Source organism: Motiliproteus sp. SC1-56 (genome assembly GCF_017309075.1).
Classification (GTDB): Bacteria; Pseudomonadota; Gammaproteobacteria; order Pseudomonadales; family Balneatricaceae; genus Motiliproteus.
Genome location: NZ_JAEMGS010000009.1, coordinates 1 through 19,275 on the forward strand (window position 1 = coordinate 1; position 19,275 = coordinate 19,275).

A 19,275-nucleotide genomic window follows, 5' to 3' on the forward strand; every position below is an offset into this window, starting at 1 on the left:
CGGATACACCGTTGCCGCCACCGGTAACGAGTTGGATAACTCCATCACCTCCACCTACAACTACTACCGTGCCAACGATATCCTGGATGGTGGCTTGGGCGCCGACACCATGACAGGCGGTAACGGCGACGATACCTACTACGTCGACAACGCCGGCGACCAAGTGGTGGAAAATGCCAACCAGGGCACCGACACCGTCATCGCCAGCGTCAACCATACGCTGGCAGACTACGTCGAGAACCTGACCCTCAGCGGCAGCGCCGACCTCAACGCCACCGGCAACGCCCTCAACAACGTGCTCACCGGTAACGCCGGCAGCAACGTCCTCACGGGAGGGGCCGGTAACGACACCTTCCGCTTTGATCAGGCGCTGGATGCTGCCACCAACCTGGATATGCTCACCGACTTCACCGTCGGCAGTGACAAGATCCAGCTGGAAAACAGCATATTCACGGCGCTGACCAGTACCGGCGGCCTGGCGGCGGATCTATTCGTCAGCGGCGCCGGGGTGACCGAGGCGGCGGATGCGAACGACTACCTGATCTACGACAGCACCAGCGGCGCCCTCTACTACGATCCGGACGGATCGGGCGCAGAAGGCGCGGTGCAGTTTGCCTCGCTGTCGGCAGGGCTGGCGCTCTCAGCCGGAGACTTCACCGTCTCGTAATATGCCGAGCACCCGATCCAGGAGGACACGCTACCTCTTCGTCCACCAGAACTTCCCCGGCCAGTTTCCGCACATTGCGCGGGCGCTGGCCGAGCGAGGCGATGAGGTGATGGCGCTCGGGGAGACGGGCAACGTCAGCCGGCGGCCCTCTCCCCACCCGCGGATCAAGACCGTTGGCTATCCCGCCCCTGAAGGGGCGGGATCCCATACCCACCAGTACCTTCGTGGACTCGAAGCGCACGTCCGGCGGGGCCAAACGGTTCTCCGGGCATGTCTTTCACTCAAGCGACAAGGCTTTCAGCCCGACGTGGTGATCGCACACCCCGGCTGGGGGGAAGCCCTCTTTCTCAAGGAAGCCTGGCCCCAGGCTAGGCATATCCACTACCTCGAATTCTATTACCAGACTCAGGGCGCGGACGTTGGATTTGATCCAGCGTTCCCAGACAGTCTGGATGACCGTTGTCGAGTGCGCATCAAGAACGCCACTCAGCAACTCAGTTTCGAAGCCGCCGATGCCGCCATCTCGCCCACCGCGTGGCAAAAGTCCCGGTTTCCGCCTAGCTGGCAGCACAAAATTCACCTTTGCCACGACGGCATCGATACCGCGCGGATCCGGCCCGATGAAAAGGCTCAGGTTCAGGTTGGCGGACAAACACTAACCCGTGAGCAGGAAGTGGTGACCTTCGTCGCCCGTAATTTGGAACCCTACCGCGGATTCCACACCTTCATGCAGGCCGTTCCGCTGATTCTGGAGCAACGCCCTCAGGCGCATATCCTGATCGTCGGTGGCGACGGCGTGAGCTACGGCAAGCCCCCGGCGGATGCCGCCAGCTATCGGGAGCAGTACGTTGCCGCCTGGGGCAATTCGGTAGACCACAGCCGGGTTCACTTTCTGGGACACCTGCCCTACGCCGATTACCTGCGAGTGCTGCAAATATCGGCCCTGCACGTCTACCTGACCTACCCCTTCGTCCTCTCCTGGTCGATGCTCGAGGCCATGAGCGCCGGCTGCCTGGTGCTGGGGTCCGACACCAAGCCGGTGCGGGAGGTCATCCGGGACGGCGACAACGGCTTTCTGACCGACTTCTTCGATGCCCAGGCCCTGGCGTCCAGAGCCGCTAGCCTGCTGGCCAATCGCCAGGCGCTCACGCCGATTCGGGCCGCCGCCCGGGAGACAGCGTGCACCACCTACGACCTCCAAGGTATCTGCCTGCCGCGCATACTGGACCTGCTGGCCCCTCATCCCATCCTGACTTGATGTAAGGTTTCCATGGTTTCTCACGATCGCCCTTCCCTTTCACCGCTGCTCAGCCACCTGCGCCGCCCACTGGGCTATGCCCTTAGTTTCAGCGTTTTCGTCAACCTGATGCTGCTCGGCCCTGCCCTCTACATGTTGCAGGTGTTCGACCGGGTGCTGAGCAGTCGCAGCGAAGCCACACTGGCGATGCTGACGCTCGGCGTGGCCCTGCCCCTGCTGGCCATGAGCCTGGTCGATGCCGCCCGCGCGCGCCTGCTAATCGACGTTGCCAAGAAAATCGACGAGCGTCTGGCCGAGCCGGTGCTGCGGCGGATCATCCGTCGCTCCAGCTCCCCGGCGCCAGAAGCCCCTTCCAGCGGCTTGCGAGATGTCGCCACCCTGCGCACCTTCCTCGCCGGTCCCAGCATCCTGGCCCTGTTCGACGCGCCCTGGATGATCGCCTTCGTCGCAGTCATCTACCTGTTTCATCCGGCGCTGGGCGCCATCGCGTTGGGTGGCGCCGTGCTGTTGATGCTACTGGCCTGGGCCAGCGAGCGCACCAACCGGCGCACCCTGACGGAGCTTGCCAACACCAGCGCACAGGCAAGTCGGCTGATCGACCAGGGGATCCGAAACGCCGATGTCATTAACGGCATGGGCATGGCATCCACCTTTGCTGAGCGCTGGCACGGCGAAAACGCAAAAGCCCTCACCCTGATGCAGCAGAGCGGCAACCGGGGCAGCACCTTCCTCGCCATCACCAAGTTCCTGCGCCAAAGCACCCAGGTCGCGATGATGGGAACGGGGGCCTGGCTGGTCATCGACGCCAGCGTCACCCCGGGGGTCATGATTGCCGGGACCATTTTGTTTGGGCGCGCCATGGCGCCCGTGGAAGCCCTGATCGGCAACTGGAACGGTCTGGTCGGCGCCCGCGACGCCTGGAGCCGGCTCGACACCCTGCTGGCCGAAGGCGCGGATGAGCCGGAGCGCACGCCGCTGCCCACGCCGCAGGGACGCCTGCAGGTGGAGCAGGTCGCCCTGCCAGGAATCCATGCCGACGCGCCGATTCTACGCCAGGTCGACTTCACCCTGGCCGCCGGTAAATCACTCGGCATCCTGGGGCCCAGCGGCGCCGGCAAGTCCAGCCTGGGAAAAATTCTGGTCGGCATCTGGCGCCCCGGAGCCGGTAAGGTTCGCATCGACGGCGCTGAGCTCCACCACTGGGACCCGGACCTGCTTGGCCCGCACCTGGGCTACCTGCCGCAGGATGTCGAACTGTTCCCGGGTACGGTGGCGGACAATATCGCCCGTTTTCAGCCCGGCGCAGGGGAGGAGGTGGTCGAGGCCGCCCGGCTCGCCCACGCCTACGCCATGATTCTCAAGCTTCCCCAGGGGTTCGACACCCGTGTCGGCGAAGGCGGCATTCGCCTTTCGGCCGGCCAGGCCCAGCGCATCGGGCTCGCCCGGGCGCTGTTCCGAAGCCCCAAGATCATTGTCCTTGACGAGCCCAATGCCAACCTGGATACCGAGGGGGAGCAGGCCCTGGTGCACGCCCTTCAGCAGATGCAGCGCCAAGGGACGACCCTGGTGATGGTGACCCATAAACCCGCCCTGGTCGCCACCCTCGACTACTTGCTGGTGATGCGCGAAGGCAGGGTGGAGATGATGGGCCCCCGTGAGCCGGTGCTGGCACGCCTTGGCGAAGCGGGCGCGCCTCAACCGCTCCGGTCGGCACAGGAGGTCAGCGCATGAGCCGGCAAACCAACTCCACCCCATTCTCCGGCCAGCGCCTCGGCGTCCTGGCCATCATCCTATTCATCCTGGCCTTTGCCGGCTGGATGTGGCTTGCTCCCCTGCACAGCGCCGTGGTCACCGCAGGCCAGGTGAAAACCGCGACCAACCGCACCTTCGTGCAGCACACCGACGGTGGCGTGGTGAAGGATATCCGGGTGCGCAACGGCGACAGCGTCAAGGCGGGACAGGTGCTGCTGGAGCTTGAGAACGTCAGCATCGATGCCAACCAGGAGCTGCTGCGCGAGCTGGTGTTTTTGGAGTCGATCAAACTGGCGCGGCTGGACGCAGAACAACAACTCGAACCGAACTTTGCCCTGGGTGAAGCCGAGCTGGACAAAGCGTACCACCGTCATCATGACACGGGCGCTTTCGACAGGGCCTACCTTAGGGAACTGAAAATCTTTCGCACTCGGCGTCACCTGCTCGATGAACAGCTCGCAAGTTACCAGCAACAGCTGCAGGCGGTAATCGACGAGCAACAGGCCCTTGACCGTCAGAAAGAGGCGACGTTAAACGCGGTGCGCCTGGCCCGCGACGAACTGGACCTGAACGCCAAACTGGTCGACAGCCAGTACATTCCCCGCGCCCGCCTGCTTTCCCTGGAGCGCATGGTCGCCGAACTCAGTGCGCGCCAGGGCGAGCACGAAGCCATGCTGGCCAAGTCAGTCCAGCGGAAAAACGACCTCCAGCTGCGCATCGCCGCAACACGCAACGAGTACCAGCGGATCGCGGCGGAGGAGTACAAGGCGGGCCACCAGCGCCTGGTGGAGCTGCGCGAGCGCCTGAGACCGGCCGAGGACGCGGCCCGGCGTAAGGCGGTGCTGGCGCCGGTTTCCGGCAAGGTGGTCAACCTCAGAATCAACTCACCGGGCGAAGTAGCCGCGCCCCGCGAACCGCTCATGGAGCTGGTGCCCGACGACGCCCCCCTGCTGATCGAAGCCCGGGTGGGGGTCGATGCCATCAAGCACCTGCACCTTGGACAGCCCACGGAACTGCGCTTTACGACCTTCAACGCCCGCACCACTCCGCTGACCCGGGGTGACCTGACCTACATCTCCGCCGATGCGCTGGCCGACCGGGATGGGATACCCCGCTACACCATTCAGGTCGAGCCGCGGCAGGAGGCGTTGGAAAACGCCGGCATCGCCACCCTCAAGCCGGGAATGGCCGCCGAGGTTTACGTGCTCGTGGAGAGCCGCACCGTGCTGGAATACCTCCTGGCGCCGATTCACGACACTCTCAGGCGCTCGCTCAGGGAGCCTTAACCCGCCGTAACCAACAGTCCGACAGGGGCGAACCTCGCCTCTGTCGGCTACCCCCCAAGACGTGCCAGAAGCGCTTGCTCCTGCACCCAGGAACAGCCTCAACTGAGCAGCTAATACGCTGATATAAAATCATTTATAAAGCACGCCTACCGACCATACAGCGCGCCTATCGCCACCATAGCAAAATTGAATTTCCGCTATCGGTCGACTTGATAAAAACTGAAAAATACCGAGTCTGCCCCCCGGTGGCAGAGTCGAGATAAGCGGTACGACCGGCCACTCGAGGGCACCCGTCTAACCCTTTGCCTGGGTCTGACGGAGAGAATGATGAACCCCACTCGAGGGAGGCACCACTCCATGAACACCCATCACAAACCCCTCATCAGCAAAATGGCGATTGCGCTGGCGACCGCCGCCCTGGTCTCTGCCGGTCCGGCACTGGCCCAGGGAGACCCCAAACCCAACAGTTACTGGTGGCCCAACCAAGTCGACCTGACGCCGCTGCGCGCTCACAGCCCGGAATCAAACCCGCTGGGCGATGATTTCGATTACGCCGCGGCCTTCGCAGCCCTCGATCTCGAGGCGGTGAAAAAAGACATCGAAACAGTCATGACCACCTCGCAACCCTGGTGGCCGGCGGACTATGGCCACTACGGCCCCTTCTTCATCCGCATGGCGTGGCACAGTGCAGGTACCTACCGCGAGGCCGATGGCCACGGTGGCGCCGGCGGCGGCCAGCAGCGCTTCGAACCCCTCAACAGCTGGCCCGACAACGCCAACCTGGACAAGGCACGGCGTCTGCTGTGGCCAGTCAAGCAGAAGTACGGTAGCGCCCTCTCCTGGGCGGACCTGATGGTACTCACCGGTAACGTGGCGCTGGAGTCCATGGGCTTCAAGACCTTTGGCTTTGCCGGCGGTCGCGAGGACGACTGGGAGCCGGACCTGGTCTACTGGGGGCCCGAGGGCGAGTGGCTGGCGGACAAACGCTACAGCGGTGACCGCGAGCTCGAACAGCCTCTCGCTGCGGTGCAGATGGGGCTGATCTACGTGAACCCGGAAGGCCCCAACGGTAATCCCGACCCGCTGCTGGCCGCGAAGGACATTCGCGACACCTTTGGCCGTATGGCCATGAACGACGAGGAGACTGTGGCCCTCATCGCCGGTGGCCATACCTTTGGTAAAGCCCACGGCGCACGCGATCCCAGCGACTGCGTGGGGCCGGAACCGGGCGCCGCGCGCATCGAACAGCAGGGCTTTGGCTGGGAGAACCGCTGCGGCAGCGGCAAGGGCGCCGACACCATCACCAGTGGTCTGGAAGGTGCCTGGTCGGCCAACCCCGTGGCCTGGACCACCCAGTACCTGGATAACCTGTTCGCCTACGAATGGGTCAAGACCAAGAGCCCGGCCGGCGCCACCCAGTGGATCCCCGCTGACGGTCAGGCGGCCAACACCGTCCCGGACGCTCACGACCCGGACAAGAAGCACCCCCCTATCATGTTCACCACCGACCTGGCGCTGAAGTTCGACCCCGCCTACCGGGAAATCGCCCAGCGCTTCCAGAAGAACCCGGACGCCTTCGAGCAAGCGTTCGCCAAGGCCTGGTTCAAGCTGACCCACCGTGACATGGGGCCCCGGGCCCGTTACGTGGGCAACGAAGTGCCCGATGCCATGCTGCTGTGGCAGGACCCGGTGCCGCCAGTCGAACACGCCCTGATCGATGACGGCGATATTGCCAATCTCAAGAAGCAGATCATCAACTCGGAGCTCAAGCGCGCCGCGCTGGTCCGCACCGCCTGGGCCGCTGCCGCCTCCTACCGCAACACCGATATGCGCGGCGGCGCCAACGGGGGCCGCATCGCCCTGGCGCCGCAACGGGACTGGCCGGTCAACAACCCGGATGAGCTGGCCAAGGTGTTGGACAAGCTGACCCAGATTCAGCAGAACTTCAACGCCGGCCAGGCCGATAAGCAGGTGTCCCTCGCCGACCTGGTGGTCCTGGGCGGCGCCGCCGCCATCGAGGCCGCCGCCGCCAAGGCAGGCCACGAGATTGAAGTGCCCTTCCACCCGGGCCGCACCGACGCCACCCAGGAGCAGACCGACGTAGAGGCGTTCGCACTGCTCGAACCCAAGGCGGATGCATTCCGCAACTACTTTGACAGCAGCAATCGCCGCTCACCCACCGCGATGCTGGTGGAGCGTGCCGCCCTGCTCGATCTGACCGTGCCGGAGATGACCGCACTGCTGGGCGGAATGCGTGCCCTTGGCGCCAACGCAGACGGCAGTGAGCACGGTATCTTCACCGACCGCGCCGGCACCCTGAGCAACGACTTTTTCGTCAACCTGCTGGACCTCTCCACCGAGTGGCGCAAGGCTGAGGGCACCGAAGGCCTGTACGAAGGCGTCGACCGCAACAGTGGCAAGGTGAAATGGACCGCAACCCCGGTCGACCTGGTGTTCGGCTCCAACGCAGAGCTGCGCGCTGTGGCCGAGGTCTATGCCGCCAACGACGGTGCGGAGCTGTTCGTCGAGGACTTCGTCAAGGCGTGGTCCAAGGTCATGACCCTCGATCGCTTCGACCTCGCCGATCGCGACTAACGCGCGCCCGCTGCGCCCAGGGGACGGAGAGCAAACTCCGTCCCCTCGGAATTAACGCGGCCTGACTGAACCCGGCCTTTCAATTCCCCCCTTACCCCTTACCCCGTCCCAATCCCTGTTCCCTGTTCCCTGTTCCCTGTTCCCTGTTAAATAATTCGACAGCTCTCCCCCAGAGGCGCGGCAACGCGTTGCAAGCTACAGTTGCAACACCCCAAACGCCCACGAACCGTACCTCTAGCCAAGGAGATTCCATGCCCAGCAAGCACCGCATCATTCCGGCGATTATTGTCTGGCTGGCGCTGGTCCCCCAGGCCTTTGCCGATTCAGGGGCGGCGCTGCGCCAGGCTGCGACCCGGGGAGATCTTGCGACCGTCGAGGCGCTGCTAGCCCAGGGAGTGCCCGTGGACGAACCGGACCAGCGGGGAATGACCGCCCTGCTCCTCGCCACCTGGAACAACCACCCGGAGGTGGCCCGGGTGCTGATCGCCGAGGGCGCTGACGTCAATGCCCAGGATGTGATTCAGGACAGCCCCCACCTGGTGGCCGGTGCCGAGGGACGAGCCGAGATCATGGCCCTGACCCTGACCAACGATGCCGATCTCAACCTGCTCAACCGCTACGGCGGCAACGCCCTGATTCCCGCCTGCGAGCACGCCCACGTGGACGTGGTGCGCCAGTTGATCGAAGCCGACATCAACCTGGACCTGGTCAATAACCTGGGCTGGACCTGCCTGCTGGAGGCGGCGATCCTGGGCCGCGACGACGAAGATCACTTGACCGTGGTAAGAATGGTACTGGAAGCCGGAGCCGACCCCAATATCGAAGACCGGTCGGGAATCACCGCGCTGCAGCACGCACGCCGGCGAGGATTTGAGGGCATGGCCGCCCTGCTGGAGGCGGCGGGAGGACGCTAAGGCTGCAGGGTGGCCAGAAACCGCTGACAGATATCCCGCACCGCGACGGATACTCGAAGCCTTCGCAAAAGCATGTACAACCCACCGACTTTACGATGCAGAAAAAGCACATCCGGCGGCGGCATGCGGGTATAGCGCCGTTCCAGGCGCAAAGCGAGTACCCGCTCACTCATCCGTCGGGCAAGCGCCGAAGCCCCAAAATCATAAGACGGGACCCGGAAGGGTTGAAACGCATCGTGCAACAGCCCGCAAATGGTCTCTTGGTAAAACGCCGGATCACTTTCCCCCAAATAACCGATCGCAAGCGCCGCCTGGTACAACCGCGCGCCGTCATTGTCCATTCCCGCCTGCAACAGTCGGCGCAAAGCATGACGCCGCTCCGCCGGAAAGCGCCTTACCGCCCCGAAATCGAGCAGCTGCAGCCGCCCTGACTGCGGGCAGTAGCGATAATTGGCGAAGTTGGGGTCGGTTTGCACTACGCCCCAGGCGAGCACTTCCCGCAGGGCCAGCTCAACCAGCGCAACGGCCACGGCTTCCCGTTCACCCGACGTACGTCCGACGAGCCGCTCGATGGGCACACCGTCCAGGTAAGACATCGCCAGCACCCTGTCGGTGGAAAGCGCTGGGTCTACGCTGGGAACCTGAAAACGCCCATCGCCCTCGAGCAGCTGAGCCATGGCAGCGAGGTGGCCTGACTCGGCCGAATAGTCGGCTTCTTCATGCAGCTGCCGACGGGCCACCTCCAGCAACGGCGCCAGTTCCACTTCATCCGGCACCAGCCGGATCAGTCGCAGCAACGCCGCCACGTTATCCAGGTCACTGTCGATGCTTTCGCGAATCCCGGGGTACTGGACCTTCACCGCCAGCCGGCGTCCATCCAGCGTCTCGGCCTCGTGAACCTGGCCGATGGAGGCAGCGGCCAGCGGCCTAGGCGAAAAGTAACGGAAACGGCGCCGCCAGCCCTCTCCCCAGGCCTCTTTGAGCACCGGCTCCAGCTGGTCCGCCGGCAGGGCATCAGCCTTCTCGCGCAGCTGGGCGAGAATTTCGGCGAGCTCTGCCGGCAACAGGTCTCCGGCGTCCATGGAGAGCAACTGCCCAAGCTTCATCGCCGCGCCGCGCATCTGAGCCAGGCGTCCCGCAACCTGATTCAGGTTATCGGCACTGGCCAGCAGCTGCGACAAGCCCTGGCGGCGTCCCCGCCCGATCTCCCTCGCACCGGCCGCCACGGTGTTCAGTCCCACTGAACCGACCAGCCAACCCAGATGAGCAAGTCGCGCCAAGCGGCCCCTGGGCAGGGAACGGGCTTTGTCCATGGTCTCCTCCATTCTCGGCTTCTCTGGTTACGCGCCGGCGACGGCTACAGATCACCCCCGGGCGTTGGGCGAGCTCATCGATAGTTATGGGCATCGAGCCGGATAACTGACCGGAGCTGCGGGCTTGACCGGCTTTCCGCTAAACCGGCTCCGCTAACAGGAGCAAGCCAGAGCCCTCAGTGACAGAGCCGGATCCAGACCAGCTCCAGGCGGAAGGGCCCCGCGCGCTTGTCCCCGGTCATCAAACCGAACTGCCGCACCCTCGCTGGCGACAGAGCAGGGGCCTCCCTCAGCACCCGCCCGCGAAATGCCGCCTCGAAAGCGCTCCAGGGCAGGGTCAGCTCCTGCCAGTGGTTGGCCCGGGGCTGAAAGCAAGCCCGGTAGAGGATGCCGTCAAAGGCGTCGTCGGTTTTAAGCCGCAGCTGGTAACGGCGCCCATCCCCGCGGACACGCAGCGCAAGGCCGCTTGACGAACCCGAATCAAAAGCCTCAGGGGCACGGCGTACGGAAGCAAAGCCGCCGTTGTTGGCCAGGGAGACCTCTCCCTCAAAGACACCCCGACCCTCTTCGTATCGCAGGCGAGCCACGGAACATCCTCCCATAACGGCATCGCTGATAGGCTGCCAACGGCAGGCCTCTTCGGGGTTCTGAAAATCGATCAGCATGCCGCCGCCCGCTCCCATTATGGTTTGGCTGTTAGCCTAGTCAAAACCGGGCGGGAGTGGTCGGCGATGGGGGCTCGGGGGCGTGCAAGCCGCCCCCTTTCGGGCCCGGTTCAGATATTGGCGATGCGGTTGAGGCCGGCGATCGCCGCCACCCGGTAGGCCTCGGCCATGGTGGGGTAGTTGAAGGTGGTGTTGACGAAATACTTGAGGGTATTTGCCTCGCCTTCCTGCTGCATGATGGCCTGACCGATGTGGACGATCTCGGAGGCGCGGTCACCGAAGCAGTGGATACCCAGAATTTCCAGGGTTTCGCGGTGGAAGAGGATCTTCAGCATGCCGACCGGCTCGCCGATAATCTGCGCCCGGGCAATATCCTTGAAGAAGGCCTGGCCGACTTCGTAAGGCACCTTGGCGGCCGTCAGCTCCATTTCTGTCTTACCCACGGAGCTGATCTCGGGAATGGTGTAGATCCCGGTCGGCACCGAGTCGACGTAGCGGAAGTCGTCGGATTTGAGCATATCGGAACTCGCCGCCCGGCCCTGGTCGATGGCCGCCGAAGCGAGGCTCGGCCAACCCACCACGTCGCCGGCGGCGTAAACGCCCTCGACCCCGGTGCGGTAGTGATCATCGACGTTCAGCTGGCCGCGGCTGTCAGCCTCAAGACCGATGTTCTCCAGCCCCAGGTCGTCGGTATTGCCGGTGCGGCCGTTACACCACAGGAAGGCGTCGGCGCGGATCTTCTTGCCGGATTTCAGGGTCAGCAGCACGCCGTGGTCGTCCCCTTCCACCACTTCGTACTCCTCGTTGTGGCGAATGGTGCAGCCGTTGTTACGCAGGTGATAGCTGAGGGCGTCGGAAATCTCGTCGTCCATGAACGAAAGCAGCCGGTCACGGTTGTCGATCAGGTCAACCTTGACCCCGAGCCCGGCGAAGATCGAGGCGTACTCGCTGCCGATAACCCCGGCGCCGTAAACGATCAGGGTACGCGGGGTGTGCTCGAGCTTGAGAATGGTGTCGGAGTTGTAGATCCGCGGGTGGGTGAAATCGATATCGGTGGGGGTATAGGGCCGGGAACCGGTAGCGATCACCACGTTCTTGGCTTTCAGGATATCGTCAGCCCGTTGCGCGTGCTGGATCCGCACGGTGTTGGCGTCCTCGAACTTGGCGCGGCCGAAGTAGACGTCGATGCGGTTGCGAGCATAGAAGCCGGTGCGCAGCATCACCTGGTTGGCAATGACCTTCTCGGCGCTTTTCAGTACCTTGGGAAAGGAGAACCAGCGCGGCTCGCCGATATCCCGGAACATGGGGTTGGTGTTGAACTCGATGATCTGCTTGACCGAGTGACGCAGCGCCTTGGACGGGATGGTGCCGACATGGGTGCAGTTGCCGCCGACCTGGTCACGAATCTCAACCACTGCGACGCGCCGGCCCTTTTTGGCCGAGTTCATCGCCGCTCCCTCTCCGGCCGGCCCTGAACCAATCACAACCACGTCATAGTCATAAACCGCCATTCGTTTCCCCTATTACTGTCTAAGAATCCTTTGGAGCAGCCGCATGCGGCCCCCGGCCTGCCTCTTCACGCGCCGGCATTCGCTGTTACGGCGTTGCCTATTGCTTCGCAGCGTTAATTCGCCGGGCTTTCACCCGTAGCCACTGCCTTCAGCGCTTGGGCAGTTCGTAGGCGAGATCGCCCCCCTGCTCGGAGGCAGTCTTGCCCTTTTTCTCTTCGTTTTCGCACTTGTTGGGATCGTCCCCGCAGACCGGGCAGATGTAATCCTTCTCCCCCAGTGCGGCACCGACGCCCCCGCAGGAGCCCTTGATGGGTTTGCGCCCCATGACCACGCCCACGGAGGCGCCAACGATAACCAGCAGCAAAATAGCAAAGGTAAAGATGAAGGTTTCCATTGGATTACCTCACTGAATCAGATACGGGTCGAACTGAGGCGTGGCATATTCCACAAACCCCTCGTCACCCTTGATAATAAAAAACGCCGCCAGTTCCATCCGTTCGGCAAGAGCCCGCCCCCGCTCATCTCCCAACACCATCAGGGCCGTGGCCAAAGCATCGGCCCGGGCACAGGAGGAATCCAGCACAGTCACCGAGGCGAGCTTGTGCGCAATGGGGCGCCCGCTGGTGGGGTCGATGGTGTGCGAATAGCGCACCCCGTTTTCCTCAAAGTAGTTGCGGTAGTCGCCGGAGGTGGCGATGGCCGTATCCTGCACCCGAATGATCCGCTGTACCGCCCGGGTCTCGCTGCGAGGACTTTCAATGGCGATTTTCCAGGCTTCGCCACCGGGCTTGGTCCCCTGGGCTCGAAGCTCGCCGCCTACCTCCACCAAAAATGCGTCGGTTTCCGTCGCTAGCGCTTCTGCCAGCTGATCGACCGCGTAGCCCTTGGCGATGGCGGAGAGGTCGAGGTAGGCGTTGTTATGTTTACGCAACGCCGGCGGCGCCTCTCGCACCTCGATGTTTCGATAACCGATCTCCTCGCGGGTACGGTCAATGATTTCTTGGGAAGGAGCCTTGGATATGGCCGCCCCCGGTCCGAACCCCCAGAGGTTCACCAACGGACCGACAGTCATATCAAACGCGCCTTGCGACAATTCGCTGATCTCAATTCCCAGCGCCACCACCCGCCCGGTCTCTTCGGACACGGCCTGCCACTGCCCGCTGGCCTCGCGGTTGAAACGGCTTAGTTCCGAATCGTCCCGGTACGTGGACATGCGTCCCTCGATGCGGTCCAGGATGCCTTGCAAGCGTGCCTGCAGAGGGTCGAGATCAAGGTTGGCCGGGCCAACCAGCTTCACGCTGTAGCTGGTGCCCATGGTGGCACCCTGCAAAACGTGAACGACGGCCTCGCGGCCGCCGTTAGAGCAACCGCTCAGCGCCAGCAGGGTCAGCCCGAGGGCTGCCCAGCGGACGAGAACGGCTGCATTACAAAGCGTGACCATTAACTGCCGTTAGCCACCGAAGTCGTCGAGGAGAATGTTCTCGGGCTCGACGCCCAGGTCTTCCAGCATCTTGATCACGGCCGAGGTCATCATCGGCGGTCCACACATGTAGTACTCGCAATCCTCAGGCGCCTCGTGGTCCTTCAGGTAGTTTTCGTACAGCACGTTATGGATAAAGCCGGTGTAGCCGTCCCAGTTATCCTCGGGCAGCGGATCGGACAGGGCCAGGTGCCACTCGAAGTTGGGGTTTTCCTCGGCCAGCTGGTCGAACTCTTCCTGGTAGAAGGCTTCGCGCATGGAGCGGGCGCCGTACCAGTAGGAGATCTTGCGGGTGGACTTCAGGCGCTTGAGCTGGTCAAAGATGTGCGAGCGCATGGGGGCCATACCGGCACCGCCGCCCACGAAGACCATCTCGGCGTCGGTGTCCTTGGCAAAGAACTCACCGAAGGGACCGTACACGGTAACCTTGTCGCCGGGCTTGAGGCTGAAGACGTAAGAGGACATCTTGCCGGGGGGCACGTCGTCACGTCCGGGGGGCGGTGTGGCCACACGGATGTTGAACTTGACCACGCCCTTCTCTTCCGGGTAGTTCGCCATGGAGTAGGCGCGAATCACGGTCTCGTCGACCTTGGAGACGTAACGCCAGATGTTGAACTTGTCCCAGTCGGGGTGGTACTCCGGATCGATGTCGAAGTCCTTGTAAGCCGCAACGTGGGGCGGGCATTCAAGCTGCACGTAGCCACCGGCGCGGAAGTTTACGTCCTCGCCCTCGGGCAGACGCAGGGTCAGCTCCTTGATGAAGGTGGCGACGTTGGGGTTGGACTCAACGGTACACTCCCACTTCTTCACGCCGAAGACGTCGTCTTCCACTTCGATCTTCATGTCCTGCTTAACAGCCACCTGGCAGGAAAGACGCCAGCCTTCGCGCTTCTGGCCCTTGGTAAAGTGGCTCTCTTCAGTGGGCAGCATGTCGCCGCCCCCGTCCTCGACGATACACTTGCACTGCGCGCAGGTACCGCCGCCGCCGCAGGCCGAGGAGAGAAAAATCCCCTGGCCGGCGAGGGTGCCCAGCAGCTTGTCGCCGGCCGGGACCTTGATGGTTTTTTCGGGATCGCCATTGATCTCGATCGTCACATCACCGCTGTTGACCAGCTTGGAGCGGGCGAAAAGAATCACCGCTACCAGCGCCAGTACCACGGCTGTGAACATGATTACACCGAGTATAATTTCCATGTTCGTTTAACCTTTTATTGATCCGTACCGCGCAGCCTTAGAGCTGCACCCCAGAGAAGGACATAAAGCCCAGCGACATCAGACCGACGGTGATGAAGGTGATGCCGAGGCCGCGCAGGCCGTGGGGCACGTCGCTGTACTTGAGCTTCTCGCGGATTCCCGCCAGGGCGGTGATGGCCAGGGCCCAGCCCAGACCGGCACCCAGGCCGTACACCACGGACTCGCCGAAGTTGTAATCCCGCTCCACCATGAACAGTGCACCGGCCATGATGGCGCAGTTTACGGTGATCAGCGGCAGGAACACCCCCAGGGCGTTGTAAAGCGGCGGGAAGTACTTATCCAGGATCATCTCCAGGATCTGTACCATGGCCGCGATAACCCCGATGTAGGAGATGTATCCCAAAAAGCTCAGGTCCAGCTCAGGCAGGCCGGCCCAGGAGAGGGCGCCGTCAGCCAGCAGGTAGGTGTAGATCAGGTTGTTGATCGGCACGGTGATGCCCAGCACCACGATAACCGCAACGCCCAGACCGATGGCGGTCTGCACCTTCTTGGAGATGGCGATAAAGGTACACATCCCCAGGAAGAAGGCGAGGGCCATGTTCTCGATGAAAATCGATTTAATGAACAGGCTAATATAATGTTCCACGACTCTCTCCTCTTACTTGGTGTTGGGCGCGATGGTGAACTCGGGCTGTTCCACCTGGTTCTTCTTCCAGGCGCGCAGCCCCCAGATCATCAGGCCGATGACAAAGAAAGCCGAGGGCGGCAGCAGCATCAGGCCGTTGGCCACGTACCAGCCGCCGTTGTTCACCAGCGAGAAGATCTCGACACCGAACAGGGAGCCGGAGCCGAACAGTTCGCGGATAAAGCCGACGAACATCAGCACCGCACCGTAGCCCAGGCCGTTACCGATACCGTCCATGAAGCTGATGCCGGGGGCGTTCTTCATGGCGAAGGCTTCGGCCCGCCCCATCACGATGCAGTTGGTGATGATCAGACCGACGAATACCGACAACTGCTTGGACAGGTCGTAGACGAAGGCCTTGAGCACCTGGTCAACTACGATTACCAGGGAGGCAATGATGGTCATCTGCACGATGATCCGAATGTTGTTCGGAATATGGTGCCGGATCAGGGACACGAACAGGTTGGAGAACCCGGTGACGGCGATAACCGCCAGCGACATGACCAGCGCCACCTTGAGGGAGCTGGTAACCGCCAGGGCCGAGCAGATCCCGAGGATCTGCAGGGCGATGGGGTTGTTCTCAAAGACCGGTTTTGTGACGACTTCTTTAACTTGAGACATGATTAAACCTCTCCTGAACGCAGTTTGGCCAGGAAGGGCGCGTAGCCGTTCTCACCCAACCAGAACTGAACCAGATTGGTGACGCCGTTGGAGGTCAGGGTGGCGCCGGCCAGGCCGTCGATCTTGTGCTCGGCGTTGGCGGTGCCCTGCTCAACCTTGCCCTTGATCAGACCGATGGCCGGATCCAGGGGATTGTCGGCGTAGACTTCCTTACCCGGCCAGAGCGCTTTCCAGCTGGGGTTGTCCACCTCGCCGCCAAGGCCGGGGGTTTCGGCGTGCTCATAGAAGCCGAGACCGACGATGGTGTTCAGGTCGCCTTCCAGGGCCATGAAACCGTAGAGGGTAGACCAGAGCCCCTTGCCGTGGATCGGCAGAATCAGCTTCTGGAGCTTATCGCCGTCCTTGACCATGTAGAGGGTCTTGTAGCGCGAGTGGCGCTTGATCCCAGCCTGGTCAGCGTCACCGCTCAGGGTGATCGCCGCGGCAGGGTCCTTGGCGGCCTTGCGCTCGTCGAGTTTGAGCGGATCGACGTCATCGGCCCAGGTGTTGGTCTCCAGGTCCAGTACCCGTGCGGTGATCTGGTTGTCAAAGACCTGGTTGATATCCTGCCCCTGGATCTCGATCTGAGCCGCGGCCAGGATATTGCTCTTCATGTCCAACGCCTTGTTCGCCTCCTGCATGGGCTTGAGGCCCACGGCGGCGGCCGATACAAGCACCGCGCAGACTACGCAGAGCGAGATGGTGACGATCAGCGTTTTGGAGATGGTATCGTTGTTAGTGGACATTGCGCAGCTTCCTCCGCTTGATGTTGGCCTGCACCACGAAGTAGTCGATCAGCGGCGCAAAGAGGTTGGCGAACAGGATCGCCAGCATCATGCCTTCGGGGAAGGCGGGGTTGACCACACGGATCAGCACCACCATGACGCCGATCAGCGCGCCGAACCACCACTTGCCGGTGTTGGTCATGGACGCGGAGACCGGGTCGGTCGCCATAAACAGCATACCGAAGGCGAAACCACCCATTACCAGGTGCCAGTGCCAGGGCACGGCGAACAGCGGGTTGGTATCGGAGCCGATCAGGTTGAACAGCAGGGTCATGCCGATCATGCCCACCATCACGCCGGCGACGATGCGCCAGGCCGCGATCTTGAAGAACATCAGCAGGCCGCCGCCGATCAGCAGCGCCAGGGTGCTGGTCTCGCCCACGGAGCCCTGAATGTTACCCATGAAGGCGTCCATCCAGGTGATGTTGTTGGCCAGGATCTCTTCCACCCCACCGGTCTGAGCCAGGCTCAGGATGGTGGCGCCGGAGAAACCGTCCACCGCGGTCCAGACCGCGTCACCGGAGAGCTGCGCCGGGTAGGCGAAGAACAGGAAGGCACGGCCGGCCAGGGCCGGGTTGAGGAAGTTCTTGCCGGTACCGCCGAAAACTTCCTTGCCGATCACCACGCCGAAGCTGATGCCCAGGGCTACCTGCCACAGCGGAATGGTGGGCGGCAGGATCAGGGCGAACAGCACGGAAGTAACGAAGAAGCCTTCGTTGACTTCGTGGCCGCGCTTCATGGCAAACAGCACTTCCCAGAAACCACCAACGATGAAGGTCACCAGGTAGATCGGCAGGAAGTAAGCCGCGCCGTAAATGAAGTTATCCCAGATGCTGTCGGGGTTGTGACCGGCCAGGGCGTCGATGATCGCGCCACGCCAGCCGACCGCCTCGGTCAGGCCCATGGCCTCCATGGCGGTGTTGGCCTGGAAGCCCACATTCCACATGCCGGCGAACATCGCCGGGAAGGTGCACATCCACACCAGGATCATCATCCGCTTCAGGTCCACGGCGTCGCGCACGTGAGCGGTGGTCTTGGTGATCTGGCCGGGGGTGTAGAAAATGGTATCGACCGCTTCATAGAGGGCGTACCAGTTTTCGTACTTGCCACCCTTGTGGAAGTGCGGCTCGAGTTTGTCCAAGTAGGAACGAATGCTCACAATCAGCCCTCCTTCTCGATGGTGGTGAGGTTGTCACGGAGGATGGGGCCGTACTCGTACTTGCCGGTACAGGCGTAGGTGCACAGGGCGAGGTCTTCCTCGTCCAGCTCCAGCGCGCCCAGGGCAATGGCGCTGTCCATGTCCTTGACCACCAGTGCGCGCAGCAGCTGGGTGGGCAGGATATCCAGGGGCATGACCTCTTCAAACTGCCCCACCGGCACCATGGCCCGCTCGGAACCGTTGGTGGTGGTGGTGAAGCCGATCTTCTTGCCACCCAGCTTGCCGGTGACCACGTTCAGCAGGGAGAACTTCTCCTTGCCCGGGGCGATCCAGCCCATGAAGTCACGGGAACGCCCTTCCAGCAGTACGCTCACCTGGTTGGTGTAGCGAGACAGGAAGGCGAAGGGGCCTTCTGCGGTGCGGCCACCGAACACGGAGCCGGAGATCACCCGGTTGTCTGCGTTCTTGACCTTGCCGGCAACCAGTTCGTCGGTGTTGGCACCCACGCGGGTGCGGACCAGCTGCGGCTCGGAAACCTGGGGGCCGGCCAGCGCGACAACGCGCTCAACGTAGAGACGCCCGGTGGTGAACAGTTTGCCCACGGCAATCACGTCCTGGTAGCCAATGTACCAGACGGTCTTCTTCTCGCTGACCGGGTCCAGGAAGTGGATGTGGGTGCCGGCGTTGCCAGCCGGGTGGGGGCCTGCGAACTCTTCCACCGTGGCAGCGCTGACGCTGGGGATATCGGCCCCGGCCGCCTTGCACAGGAAGAGCTTGCCCTGCACCAGGTGCGCCAGCACCTCCAGCCCCTGCTTAAAGGACTCGGCCTGCTCGGCGATGATCACCTGCGGGTCGGCGCTCAGCGGGTTGGAGTCCATCGCGGTGACAAAGATGGAGTTGGGTGTAGATTCAGGCGCGGGCACTTTGCTGAAGGGGCGGGTGCGCAGCGCGGTCCAGAGACCGGACTCGACCAGGTTCTCGACGACCTGTTCACGGCTCAGCTGTCCCAGCTGGCTCGCCTCGTACTTGGCGAACTCGACCGCTTCGTCACCTTCAACATCGATGACAACAGACTGCAAAGCACGCTTTTCACCACGGTTAATCGCGGACACGACGCCACTGGCAGGGGCCGTGTACTTGACTCCGGGTGTTTTCTTGTCGGTAAAAATCACCTGGCCGAGCTTAACCCGGTCACCCTCGCGAACGGCCATCGTGGGTTTCATACCCACGTAGTCGGAACCGATCACAGCAACCGAGCCCGCGGCGGGACCATCAACGATGGTCTGACGCGGCGCTCCGGCAATAGGTAGATCCAGACCTTTGTTGATCTTGATCATACGCCTCACCCAAT

Annotated in this window: 17 protein-coding genes; 6 read left to right on the forward strand and 11 right to left on the reverse strand. The window is 62.8% G+C overall.

The window, feature by feature from the left end; genetic code table 11:
• From JGZ97_RS11220 to JGZ97_RS11245, 6 genes are all read left to right on the forward strand, one after another.
• Window positions 1-667, forward strand: a 667-nt coding sequence (locus tag JGZ97_RS11220) for a calcium-binding protein (RefSeq protein WP_207062718.1), incomplete at its 5' end; no start/stop codon positions are given.
• Between the two features lies 1 nt (window position 668).
• Window positions 669-1,925 carry a glycosyltransferase family 4 protein gene (locus tag JGZ97_RS11225; protein WP_207062719.1) on the forward strand — a complete coding sequence of 419 codons (1,257 nt, stop codon included), beginning with the start codon at window positions 669-671 and terminating at the stop codon, window positions 1,923-1,925.
• A 12-nt stretch (window positions 1,926-1,937) separates the two neighbouring features.
• Window positions 1,938-3,656, forward strand: a complete 1,719-nt coding sequence (locus JGZ97_RS11230) for a type I secretion system permease/ATPase (RefSeq protein ID WP_207062720.1) — start codon at window positions 1,938-1,940, stop codon at window positions 3,654-3,656.
• On the forward strand, window positions 3,653-4,963 hold the full coding sequence (locus JGZ97_RS11235) for an HlyD family type I secretion periplasmic adaptor subunit (protein WP_207062721.1): 1,311 nt from the start codon (window positions 3,653-3,655) through the stop codon (window positions 4,961-4,963). The genes JGZ97_RS11230 and JGZ97_RS11235 overlap by 4 nt, the downstream gene beginning before the upstream one ends.
• A gap of 390 nt (window positions 4,964-5,353) precedes the next feature.
• Complete coding sequence (gene katG, locus JGZ97_RS11240; RefSeq protein WP_207062875.1) at window positions 5,354-7,558, forward strand: catalase/peroxidase HPI; 2,205 nt, start codon at window positions 5,354-5,356, stop codon at window positions 7,556-7,558.
• A 251-nt stretch (window positions 7,559-7,809) separates the two neighbouring features.
• The gene (locus tag JGZ97_RS11245) at window positions 7,810-8,472 is read left to right on the forward strand and encodes an ankyrin repeat domain-containing protein (RefSeq protein WP_207062722.1); all 663 of its coding nucleotides are present in this window, start codon (window positions 7,810-7,812) and stop codon (window positions 8,470-8,472) included.
• On the opposite strand, the gene JGZ97_RS11250 is transcribed toward JGZ97_RS11245, so the two are convergent.
• From JGZ97_RS11250 to JGZ97_RS11300, 11 genes are all read right to left on the reverse strand, one after another.
• Complete coding sequence (locus tag JGZ97_RS11250; protein WP_207062723.1) at window positions 8,469-9,785, reverse strand: AarF/ABC1/UbiB kinase family protein; 1,317 nt, start codon at window positions 9,783-9,785, stop codon at window positions 8,469-8,471. The genes JGZ97_RS11245 and JGZ97_RS11250 overlap by 4 nt on opposite strands.
• A 176-nt stretch (window positions 9,786-9,961) precedes the next feature.
• A complete protein-coding gene (locus JGZ97_RS11255) occupies window positions 9,962-10,450 on the reverse strand; it encodes a CIA30 family protein (protein WP_207062724.1) in 489 nt (162 codons plus the stop codon).
• 110 nt (window positions 10,451-10,560) lie between these two features.
• Window positions 10,561-11,961 carry a Si-specific NAD(P)(+) transhydrogenase gene (gene sthA / locus JGZ97_RS11260; protein ID WP_207062725.1) on the reverse strand — a complete coding sequence of 467 codons (1,401 nt, stop codon included), beginning with the start codon at window positions 11,959-11,961 and terminating at the stop codon, window positions 10,561-10,563.
• Between the two features lie 148 nt (window positions 11,962-12,109).
• Window positions 12,110-12,355 carry a (Na+)-NQR maturation NqrM gene (gene nqrM / locus JGZ97_RS11265; protein ID WP_207062726.1) on the reverse strand — a complete coding sequence of 82 codons (246 nt, stop codon included), beginning with the start codon at window positions 12,353-12,355 and terminating at the stop codon, window positions 12,110-12,112.
• Between the two features lie 9 nt (window positions 12,356-12,364).
• Window positions 12,365-13,402 (reverse strand): FAD:protein FMN transferase, encoded by a 1,038-nt coding sequence (locus tag JGZ97_RS11270; protein WP_207062727.1) that lies wholly within the window; start codon window positions 13,400-13,402, stop codon window positions 12,365-12,367.
• A gap of 9 nt (window positions 13,403-13,411) precedes the next feature.
• Window positions 13,412-14,635 (reverse strand): NADH:ubiquinone reductase (Na(+)-transporting) subunit F, encoded by a 1,224-nt coding sequence (nqrF, locus tag JGZ97_RS11275; protein ID WP_207062728.1) that lies wholly within the window; start codon window positions 14,633-14,635, stop codon window positions 13,412-13,414.
• 37 nt (window positions 14,636-14,672) lie between these two features.
• A complete protein-coding gene (gene nqrE, locus JGZ97_RS11280; RefSeq protein ID WP_207062729.1) occupies window positions 14,673-15,281 on the reverse strand; it encodes an NADH:ubiquinone reductase (Na(+)-transporting) subunit E in 609 nt (202 codons plus the stop codon).
• Between the two features lie 12 nt (window positions 15,282-15,293).
• The gene (locus tag JGZ97_RS11285; RefSeq protein WP_207062730.1) at window positions 15,294-15,941 is read right to left on the reverse strand and encodes an NADH:ubiquinone reductase (Na(+)-transporting) subunit D; all 648 of its coding nucleotides are present in this window, start codon (window positions 15,939-15,941) and stop codon (window positions 15,294-15,296) included.
• A 2-nt stretch (window positions 15,942-15,943) separates the two neighbouring features.
• On the reverse strand, window positions 15,944-16,726 hold the full coding sequence (locus JGZ97_RS11290; RefSeq protein ID WP_207062731.1) for a Na(+)-translocating NADH-quinone reductase subunit C: 783 nt from the start codon (window positions 16,724-16,726) through the stop codon (window positions 15,944-15,946).
• Window positions 16,716-17,924 carry an NADH:ubiquinone reductase (Na(+)-transporting) subunit B gene (locus tag JGZ97_RS11295; RefSeq protein ID WP_207062732.1) on the reverse strand — a complete coding sequence of 403 codons (1,209 nt, stop codon included), beginning with the start codon at window positions 17,922-17,924 and terminating at the stop codon, window positions 16,716-16,718. The genes JGZ97_RS11290 and JGZ97_RS11295 overlap by 11 nt, the downstream gene beginning before the upstream one ends.
• Window positions 17,925-17,926: 2 nt before the next feature.
• Window positions 17,927-19,261 (reverse strand): Na(+)-translocating NADH-quinone reductase subunit A, encoded by a 1,335-nt coding sequence (locus JGZ97_RS11300; protein WP_207062733.1) that lies wholly within the window; start codon window positions 19,259-19,261, stop codon window positions 17,927-17,929.
• Window positions 19,262-19,275 lie beyond the last annotated feature (14 nt).

Bases quoted from the DNA above. Each gene is read 5' to 3' on its own strand.
- nqrF (WP_207062728.1), bottom strand. From the start codon at position 14,635: ATGGAAATTATACTCGGTGTAATCATGTTCACAGCCGTGGTACTGGCG.
- JGZ97_RS11285 (WP_207062730.1), bottom strand. From the start codon at position 15,941: ATGTCTCAAGTTAAAGAAGTCGTCACAAAACCGGTCTTTGAGAACAAC.
- JGZ97_RS11245 (WP_207062722.1), top strand. From the start codon at position 7,810: ATGCCCAGCAAGCACCGCATCATTCCGGCGATTATTGTCTGGCTGGCG.
- sthA (WP_207062725.1), bottom strand. From the start codon at position 11,961: ATGGCGGTTTATGACTATGACGTGGTTGTGATTGGTTCAGGGCCGGCC.
- JGZ97_RS11225 (WP_207062719.1), top strand. From the start codon at position 669: ATGCCGAGCACCCGATCCAGGAGGACACGCTACCTCTTCGTCCACCAG.
- JGZ97_RS11230 (WP_207062720.1), top strand. From the start codon at position 1,938: ATGGTTTCTCACGATCGCCCTTCCCTTTCACCGCTGCTCAGCCACCTG.
- JGZ97_RS11255 (WP_207062724.1), bottom strand. From the start codon at position 10,450: ATGCTGATCGATTTTCAGAACCCCGAAGAGGCCTGCCGTTGGCAGCCT.
- katG (WP_207062875.1), top strand. From the start codon at position 5,354: ATGGCGATTGCGCTGGCGACCGCCGCCCTGGTCTCTGCCGGTCCGGCA.
- nqrM (WP_207062726.1), bottom strand. From the start codon at position 12,355: ATGGAAACCTTCATCTTTACCTTTGCTATTTTGCTGCTGGTTATCGTT.
- JGZ97_RS11250 (WP_207062723.1), bottom strand. From the start codon at position 9,785: ATGGACAAAGCCCGTTCCCTGCCCAGGGGCCGCTTGGCGCGACTTGCT.
- JGZ97_RS11270 (WP_207062727.1), bottom strand. From the start codon at position 13,402: ATGGTCACGCTTTGTAATGCAGCCGTTCTCGTCCGCTGGGCAGCCCTC.
- JGZ97_RS11300 (WP_207062733.1), bottom strand. From the start codon at position 19,261: ATGATCAAGATCAACAAAGGTCTGGATCTACCTATTGCCGGAGCGCCG.
- JGZ97_RS11235 (WP_207062721.1), top strand. From the start codon at position 3,653: ATGAGCCGGCAAACCAACTCCACCCCATTCTCCGGCCAGCGCCTCGGC.
- JGZ97_RS11290 (WP_207062731.1), bottom strand. From the start codon at position 16,726: ATGTCCACTAACAACGATACCATCTCCAAAACGCTGATCGTCACCATC.